This is a genomic window from Achromobacter sp. (assembly GCF_057314935.1).
Genome location: NZ_DBHKZA010000041.1, coordinates 1 through 8,339 on the forward strand (window position 1 = coordinate 1; position 8,339 = coordinate 8,339).

The following is an 8,339-nucleotide window of genomic DNA, read 5'->3' on the forward strand; positions in this document are numbered from 1 at the left end:
TTGGATCAGCCGTCCCTGAGGCGTCGCCCGCCAGGGTTCACAACGGCTTCAGATCCACCTCTTTCGCGATCTTGCCGAATGCGGCAAGGTCCGTCTTGACACGGGCAGTCGTGTCGGCCGGGCTGGATGCACGGGGGATCATCGCCAAATCCAGCAAGCGCTGCTGCATCTCGGGCTTGGCGAATTCCCGCGCAATGGCCTGCTGAATCTTGTCCACGATGGCGTCCGGCGTGCCCTTGGGCGCCGCCAGGCCGAACCAGGCTACGGCAGAAAAGCCAGGCATCCCGGCCTGGGGGGCAGTCGGCACATCCGGCAGCGCCGCCACGCGCTCGGGGTTGGTGACGAACAGCGGCCGCACCTTGCCGGCCTTGATGAAGGGGGTCTGCACGCCCGTGTTGTCCAGCACGGCATCGATATGGCCGCCCAGCAGATCGTTCATCGCCGGGCTGCTTCCTTTGTAGGGAACGATATTGATCTGGATGCCGGCGGCGCGGGCAAACATCAACTGCGTCAAATGCTGCTGGGTGCCCAGCCCGGCGTTGCCGAACGTGATCTTGTTGGGGTTCTTGCGGCCGTAATCGATGAACTCCTGCAGCGTCCTGGCGGGGAACGCATTGTTCGTCACCACCACGAAAGGCAGGTCCACCAGCACCGTGATCTGCTTGAAGTCTTCCAGCGGCTGGTATCGCAACTTGTAGACATAGGGGTTGACCGCCATCGTGCCGCTGGCAGTCAAGGCCAATGTGTAGCCGTCGGGTTCTGCGCGGGCGACGTGTTCGGTGCCCAGTACGCCGCCCGCGCCGGGCTTGGCCTCGACGATGACGGGTTGCCCGAGTTCGCTTTGCACCGCCTGGGCGGCGAAACGCGCCAGCATGTCGGCGGACCCGCCCGTGGCATAGGGCAGGATGATCGTGATCGGCTTGCTGGGGTAGTTGTCCGCCGCCGCCGCTTGCGAGGCAGCCAGGGCCGCAACACAGGCAGCAGCCAGAAACTTCAGGTTCTTTATCATCGATTGATTACCCAAGTTGCGTGAGAACTGCGCAGGAACCCGGGCAAGGTTAAGCGGTCCCGTGTTATGTGACCAATCAACAATTAAAATAAAACATCATCAACATCGTTGATAACGATACGGGGATACCGTGCTTGACGCCATCGACCTGAACCTGCTTCGCATCTTCGACGCCGTCATGACCGAGCGCAACGTCACGCGCGCGGCATTCACGTTGCACATGACGCAGCCGGCGGTCAGCAACGCCGTCAACCGCCTGCGCCTGACGCTGAAAGACCCGCTGTTCATCAAGGTGCAAGGCGGGGTGCTGCCCACTCAGCGCGCCGAATTGCTGTGGCCCCCCATCCGCGCTGCGCTGGCCCGCATCGCAGAGACGCTGGAGCGCAATGAGTTCGATCCCGCCCGCTCGGAGGCCGTGTTCCGCCTGGCCATGTCCGATTACGTGGCCGACCAGGTGATCCGGCCGCTGTTCGTCGAACAGCAATCGGTGGCGCCGAACATCCGCATCCACCTGCATCCTTATTCGCTGGACAATACCGCCGCGCTGCTGGACAAGGGCGAAGTGGACATGGCGGCAGGCGTGTATTCGAACTTCGGCTCGTCGCTGCGCACGCTGCCGCTGGAGACCCTGACCTACGTCTGCGCCATGCGCAAGGGCCATCCGCTGCTGTCCTTGCCGCGTTTTACGCTGGATGACTTCCTGCGCGCGCGCCACCTGGTTGTCAGCCTGCTGGGTACCGCCGCCCTGATCGACCACGAGCTGGCCGCCCATGGCTACAAGCGCAATGCCGTGCTGACGATCAATCAGTTTGCGTTGGCGCCGCGCCTGCTGGCCGAGACCGACCTGATCTGCGTCGTGCCGGTCAACGCCGTGCGCAACAGCCCGCACAGCCATCAGCTTGAAGCCATCGAGCCGCCCTTTCCGCTCATCCCGCGCACGGTCAACCTGATCTGGCACGAGCGCTCGGACAACCTGCCCTCGCATCGATGGCTGCGCGAAGAGATCCTCAAGGTATGCAAGGCGCAGGGCATGATGTTCGACCCGGCGCAGGGGGCCGAGTCGCACGCTTATTGATCGCCACATCATTCACATCAATGATGACCATCAATGCAAATCTTTGATTAGATCGAATGATCCCCCCTCGATAACATTCGGGTCACCCCTAGCTTCGGCGCGTGCGTGCGCCGGCATCCTGGAGACCCGCGTTGACTCACCCCGCATCCCTTTCCGGCCAGCGCCGTTTCCGTGTCGGCTTCGACGTCGGCGGCACCTTCACTGATTTCACTCTGCTGGCCGAACACAGCGGCGAGCTGTCCTACTTCAAGGTGCCCTCGACGCCGCACGACCCGTCCGAAGCCATCCAGACGGGCTTGGCGCATTTGATGCGCGAACATGGGATCGCCGGCGACGAACTGGCGCACGTGGGTCACGGCACGACGGTCGCCACCAATATGGTGATCGAACGGCGCGGTTCGCGCTGCGCGCTGGTCACCACGCGCGGCTTCCGCGACGTGCTGGAGATCGGCCGGCAGACCCGGCCGCACCTGTACGACTACAACGTCATCAAGCCGGCCCCGCTGGCGCCGCGCGAGTGGCGCTTCGAGATCGGCGAACGCATGGCCGCCGACGGCAGCGTGCTGCAGGCGCTGGACGAAGACGAAGTCGTCTCGGTGGCGCGCCAACTGGCCGCGGCGCAGGTGGAATCGGTCGCCATCTGCTTCATGCACAGCTATCGCAACGACGCCCACGAGCGCCGCACGCGCGAAATCCTGGCCGACTATCTGCCGGGCGTATACCTCAGCGTATCCAGCGAGATATTGCCGGAATTCCGCGAGTACGAACGCATGTCCACCACGGCCTTGAATGCCTACGTCGGTCCGCGCATGGCCGCCTACATGCGCAACCTGGTCGACTCGGTGCAGCGCATGGGCGTGCAGGTGCCTCCCACGACGGTGCATTCCAATGGCGGCCTGATGTCGGTGGAATCAGTGCTGACCGCGCCGGTCCGAACCTGCGTGTCGGGGCCCGCCGCCGGCGTGATCGGCGCAGCCGAGCTTGGACGCGCCGCCGGCTTTCCCAATCTGATCACCTTCGACGTGGGCGGCACCAGCACCGACGTATCCCTGGTGGCCGACCTGCAGCCGCTGTTCACCTCCAGCCGCCTGGTGGCGGACTATCCGGTGAAGACCTTGATGGTCGACGTGCACGTCATCGGCGCGGGCGGCGGCAGCATCGCGCGCATCGACGATGCGGGCGCGTTGAAGGTGGGCCCGCAAAGCGCCGGCGCCGTGCCCGGCCCGATCGCCTACAACCGGGGCGGCAGGCAAGTCACCCTGACCGACGCCCACGTCGTGCTGGGGCGCCTGAATCCCGTGGCGCTGCTCGAAGGCCGCATGGCCGTCCATGCCGAACGCGCGCGCGCGGCGCTGGGCGAACAGGTGGCCGGCCCGCTTGGCCTCAGCATCGAAGAGGCGGCCTACGGCATCCTGCGGATCGCGAACTCGAACATGGCGCGCGCCGTGCGCGCGGTGTCGACCGAGCGCGGCCACGACATCCGCAAGTTCGCGCTGTGCGCCTTCGGCGGCGCGGGCGGCCTGCACGCGGCCGAGCTGGCGCGCGACTGCGGCATCGGCACCCTGCTCATCCCGCAAGAGCCCGGCACCATGTGCGCGCGCGGCATTCTGCTGTCGGACATATCCATGGACTTCGTCCAGACACTGATGGCCGGCGCCGACGAGCCCGGGTGGCAGGCGGCGCAAGCGGCGTTGGACGCGCTGGGCGGCAAAGCGCGCGCATGGTTGGCCGGCGAAGGCGTGGGCGACGCCGCCCAGCGCCTGTCGGCCGTCATCGACGCGCGCTACCAGGGCCAGAATTTCGAGATCCCGGTGCCGCTGGACGGCATGCGCCTGATGCCGCGGGCAGAATTCGTGGCGGCCTTCAGTGCTGCGCACATCCGCGAGTATGGCTACGACGCCACTGGCCGCGCGGTCGAGATCGTCAACTGCCGCGTGCGCGCCGTGGGCATGGTGCCACGTGCGCCGATCGCCCGCGTGGCCGGCGGCGCCAGCCTGGATGGCGCGATCAAGGAACGCCGCGCCGTCTACTTCGAGAAGGCCGGTTGGACTGACACGCCCGTCTACCGCCGGGCCCTGCTGCCGGTGGGGGCGCCCATCAACGGCCCCGCCGTCATCGAGGAAATGAGTTCGACCACCGTGATCCTGCCCGGCCAGCAAGCGCGCGCCGACGACTTCGGCAACCTCGTCGTCAACCTCAACCCCTAAGGCAAATCGACATGACCCTCGCACCGACCGCCGCCGAGTCCGACGCCTTCGACCCCATCGAGATGGAGGTCTTCAGCAACCGCCTGCTGTCCATCACCGAAGAAATGGGCAATACGCTGATCCGCTCGTCCTTTTCCAGCAACATCAAGGAACGCAAAGACTGCTCCGTGGCGCTCTTCGACGCCGCCGGCCGCCTGGTGGCCCAGGCCGCCCACGTGCCGGTGCACCTGGGCTCCTTGTCGGGCGGCATCGATGCCGTGCTGCGCCGATATGGCGCGGCCGGCATCCGCCCGGGCGATGCGTTCCTGTGCAATGACGCCTATCTGGCCGGCGGCACCCACGCGCCCGACATCACCGTCGTGTCGCCCATCTTCTGCGACGGCGTGCTGCGCTTTTTCGCCGCCAACATCGGCCACCACACCGATGTGGGCGGCGCCGTGCCCGGCTCGACCTCGCACCACCTGAAGACCGTGTGGGAAGAAGGCATCCGACTGCCCGCCATGCGTATCGTGCGGCAAGGCGAGCTGGACCTGGACCTGCTGGAGATGATCGCGCACAACACGCGCGAACCCGACAACCGCATGCACGATATCCGCGCCCAGATCGCCACCAACGACAAAGGCGCCCGCTTGATGCTGGAGCTGTTGCGGCAATCCGGCCTGGACACGGTGCTGTCGGCCATCGACGGCATCCTGCGCTATACCGAGCGGCGGCTGCGCAACCGCATCGCCCAACTGCCCGAGGGCCGCGTGTCGTTCACCGAACGCATGGACGACGACGGCATGGGCGGCGAGCCGGTGGTGATCCAGGCCAACGTGCAGGCGCGCGACGGCCAGCTGCACGTGGACTTCACCGGCACCGGCAAACAGGCGCGGGGCGCCTTCAACCTGCCGGCCAGCGCGCTCAACGCCAGCGTGTACTTCGCCGTCAAGGCCATGCTGGACCCGGAGCTGATGCCCAACAACGGCCTGTTCCAGCCCATCACCATCAGCGCGCCCGAAGGCACGATCACCAATCCGGTGTTTCCCGCGGCGGTGGGCGCGCGTGTGACCACCGCACAGCGCGTGGCCGGTACCGTGATCGGCGCCCTGGGCCAGTTGCTGCCGCCCGGACGCGGCATGGCCTCGTCCAACGACGTCATGCCTTCCATGCTGTTCTCCGGCCCCATGCGCGACGGCAAGGGCACCTTCGTCTATCTTGAAACGCTGGGCGGCGGCGCGGGCGGACGCGCGCGCGGCGACGGCATGGACGGTATCCAGGTCAACGTCACCAATACCTCCAACCTGCCCGCCGAGGCCCTGGAAATCGAGTACCCGCTGCTGGTCGACGAATACGCCCTCGTGAACGACACCGGCGGCGCAGGCAAGTACCGCGGCGGCATGGGCATCGCGCGCCAGATCCGGTCGCTGCACGACCAGCTGGCCTGCACCATCCGTTGCGACGCGGCGCTGTTCGGCGCGGCCGGCCTCAATGGCGGCCTGACCGGCGGCACCTCGCGCCTGATCCAGAACCCCGGACGCCCCGACGAGCAGCGCCTGCCCAACAAGATTTCAGGCCACCCGCTGCCGGCGGGCGTGTCGGTGCGCCTGGAAACACCCGGCGGCGGCGGCTATGGCACGCCCGCCGAACGCGGGCTGGCCGATATCCGCCAAGACCTCGTCGGCGGCAAGGTCAGCCGCGCCGCTGCCGAGCGGGACTATGGCTCCGAGACGGTCATCCGCGCCCTTCAGCAGGACGGCTTGGCGCCCGCGGCAGCAGGACAAGCCGGCACCCCGGCGCGAAAAGACTAAGGCGCGGACGGCGGTTTCAGCCAGAAACAGGCCTGCAGCGTCTTCCCGCCCGAGTTGCCTGCGTGCTAGGCTCGCTGGAGTTCCTGCCTGCCGAGTCCAGATGAAATCCATTCTGCAGTCTGAGAAATTCCTGCTTCTCGCCTGCGCGGTCGCCGTGGCGGGATATGCGATCGACAGCCGGCTGGCGGACTTCGGCCGACTGGCCGGCTTGTTGGAGACGGTCCTTCTTATCGCCGCCATCCTGGCCGCGTCGCTCAACGTGGCGCGCCACGCCGAACGCATCGCCCAGAAGCTGGGCGATCCCTTCGGCAGCATGATCCTGACGCTGTCGGCAGTTCTGGTCGAAGTGATCGTGCTGGCCATCGTCTCGACCAAGACGGGTTCGCCGACACTGGTGCGCGACAGCATTTATTCGGCGGTCATGCTCGACATCAACGGCATCCTGGGTGTCGCCGCGCTCATCGGGGGATTCAAGCACGGCGAACAGGCCTACAACGATGACTCCGCGCGCACTTACAGCGTGATGATCCTGACGGCCGTCACGGTGTCCATGATCATTCCCGAATTCGTTCCCCAGGCCGACTGGCAGGCCTATAGCGCCTTCACCATCGTAGCGATGCTGCTGCTGTACAGCGTGTTCCTCCGCATGCAGACCGGGCCGCACAGCTATTTTTTCAGCTACAGCTATCCCGACAAGAAAACACGCGCCAACACGCCCGCCTCGGGTTCACCTGGCTGGAAATACTCGGCCGCCATGATGGCGTTCGGCATCATCGCGGTGGGTTTTCTGGCGGAACTGATGTCCCACTCGCTGGAGCGCAGCGTCCAGGGCATTGATGTGCCCATGGGGCTGATCGCACTGATCGTGGCCGGCATTTCCGCCGCGCCGGAAATGCTGACCGCGCTGCGGGCCGCATTGGCCAATCGCATGCAGTCGGTGGTCAACATCGCTTTGGGCGCCTCGCTGTCCACCGTCATACTCACCGTGCCCGCGATGGAGGCCATGGCGCTGTTCTCCGGACAGCGCATCGACTTGGCCATGACGCCGTTGCAGACGCTGATGATGCTGGCCACCCTGCTCGTGGCCGCCATCAACCTGAACGACGGTCAGACCAATGCCATCGAAGGCATGACGCACTTCATCCTGTTTGGCACCTTCCTGATGCTATTGACGCTGGGCTTGTAGGGCTGCCCTGGCGGCCGACCTTGCCCGTATGCGCCGGATGCAGTCAGGCCAGTGCCCTCTGGTCGGACCACCGCGGCTCAGGGTTTGCCTGGTTTCGTTTTCATGGGTTCTTTCTTGTTCGATGCGATAGCGGGGTGTAGCGCGTGGTGAGCGGGATTTCCTATTGCCTCATGTTGCCGCCGGTTCCTTTCCTCCCACACCGGCAATCCGGATCCGGTTGTCGACGTCCTGCACGCCCGCGCAGGCGTCCGTGCAATCTTCAATGCGATGCTTGGTGCGCCGGTCTCGCACGGTTCCCTCCAGCGTCACGCAGCCATCCGCCACGGCCACCGACACGTCGCTGACGTCCAGGCCGCTGTGCGCCAGGTGCTCGCACACGTTTTCCCGCACGCGTTCGTCCGATCGCGTATAGCCTTTGGGATCCGTCCGCCGCGAACCGCGATCGCGCCAGGCGGTCGGCCCGCGGTTGTAGCCGCCGCGCTCCGCGGTCTCGAAAGACGCTTCAGGCTCGTCCGCCCATTGCGGGCGGTCGCCGTAATAGCCGCCTTCCTCATCCCCATAGGAAGTGGGGCCGCTATAGGAAGGGCTGCGCGATCCATACACCTGTTCCCGCTGGTACGACGGGTCCTGGTTCCTGAAGCCGCCATAGCCGCTTTGGCCGGGGTCCGCGCTGCGGCTGCGTACGCCGCCCCGGGTTTCACGGGTGCCGGGCGCGCGGCTGGTGCCTTCGCCCTGGTATCCGAACGACGGCGCCGGGTCGCGCCACGGCTCCTGGTCGCCCGCGCCGGCATGCTGCTGGCGCCGCACATCGTTGACCGAATCCCTCGGCGCCTGCCCTCCCGAACGCCCGGGCTGCTGCGCCTGGCGGTAGGGGTCGCGGGGGTTGCCGCTGCCGGGATCCCGGTTGAAGTCGTCCTCATCACGCCACGGATATCGTTGGTCATGGTTCATGTCGAGCCTCCTGGGAATAGCGATGTTTCCCCTTTTCGCAGTCTCTCCGCGCGGGGAACTCGGGCATTCAAGCAGCAAGCGTTGTGCCACCCGCCGCGGCGCAGCAACGCCTCCGCGCAAC

Annotated in this window: 6 protein-coding genes; 4 read left to right on the top strand and 2 right to left on the bottom strand. The window is 66.3% G+C overall.

Going from position 1 to position 8,339, the window contains the following annotated elements; all coding sequences use genetic code 11:
• Nucleotides 1–37 precede the first annotated feature (37 nt).
• Entirely contained in the window at nucleotides 38–1,009 is a 972-nt protein-coding gene (locus tag ACO6D5_RS16475; protein WP_485825957.1) for a Bug family tripartite tricarboxylate transporter substrate binding protein, read from the bottom strand.
• A 130-nt stretch (nucleotides 1,010–1,139) separates the two neighbouring features.
• Here ACO6D5_RS16475 and ACO6D5_RS16480 point away from each other — a divergent pair, with 130 nt between their 5' ends.
• The 4 genes from ACO6D5_RS16480 to ACO6D5_RS16495 all read left to right on the top strand — a co-directional run bounded on the left by ACO6D5_RS16480 (nucleotide 1,140) and on the right by ACO6D5_RS16495 (nucleotide 7,267).
• Nucleotides 1,140–2,084, top strand: a complete 945-nt coding sequence (locus tag ACO6D5_RS16480; RefSeq protein WP_315526855.1) for a LysR substrate-binding domain-containing protein — start codon at nucleotides 1,140–1,142, stop codon at nucleotides 2,082–2,084.
• 131 nt (nucleotides 2,085–2,215) lie between these two features.
• A complete protein-coding gene (locus tag ACO6D5_RS16485; protein ID WP_485825958.1) occupies nucleotides 2,216–4,291 on the top strand; it encodes a hydantoinase/oxoprolinase family protein in 2,076 nt (691 codons plus the stop codon).
• A gap of 11 nt (nucleotides 4,292–4,302) precedes the next feature.
• The gene (locus ACO6D5_RS16490; RefSeq protein WP_485825959.1) at nucleotides 4,303–6,081 is read left to right on the top strand and encodes a hydantoinase B/oxoprolinase family protein; all 1,779 of its coding nucleotides are present in this window, start codon (nucleotides 4,303–4,305) and stop codon (nucleotides 6,079–6,081) included.
• Between the two features lie 100 nt (nucleotides 6,082–6,181).
• Nucleotides 6,182–7,267 (top strand): calcium:cation antiporter, encoded by a 1,086-nt coding sequence (locus ACO6D5_RS16495; protein ID WP_485825960.1) that lies wholly within the window; start codon nucleotides 6,182–6,184, stop codon nucleotides 7,265–7,267.
• A gap of 168 nt (nucleotides 7,268–7,435) precedes the next feature.
• On the opposite strand, the gene ACO6D5_RS16500 is transcribed toward ACO6D5_RS16495, so the two are convergent.
• Nucleotides 7,436–8,218 (bottom strand): BON domain-containing protein, encoded by a 783-nt coding sequence (locus ACO6D5_RS16500; protein WP_485825961.1) that lies wholly within the window; start codon nucleotides 8,216–8,218, stop codon nucleotides 7,436–7,438.
• Nucleotides 8,219–8,339 lie beyond the last annotated feature (121 nt).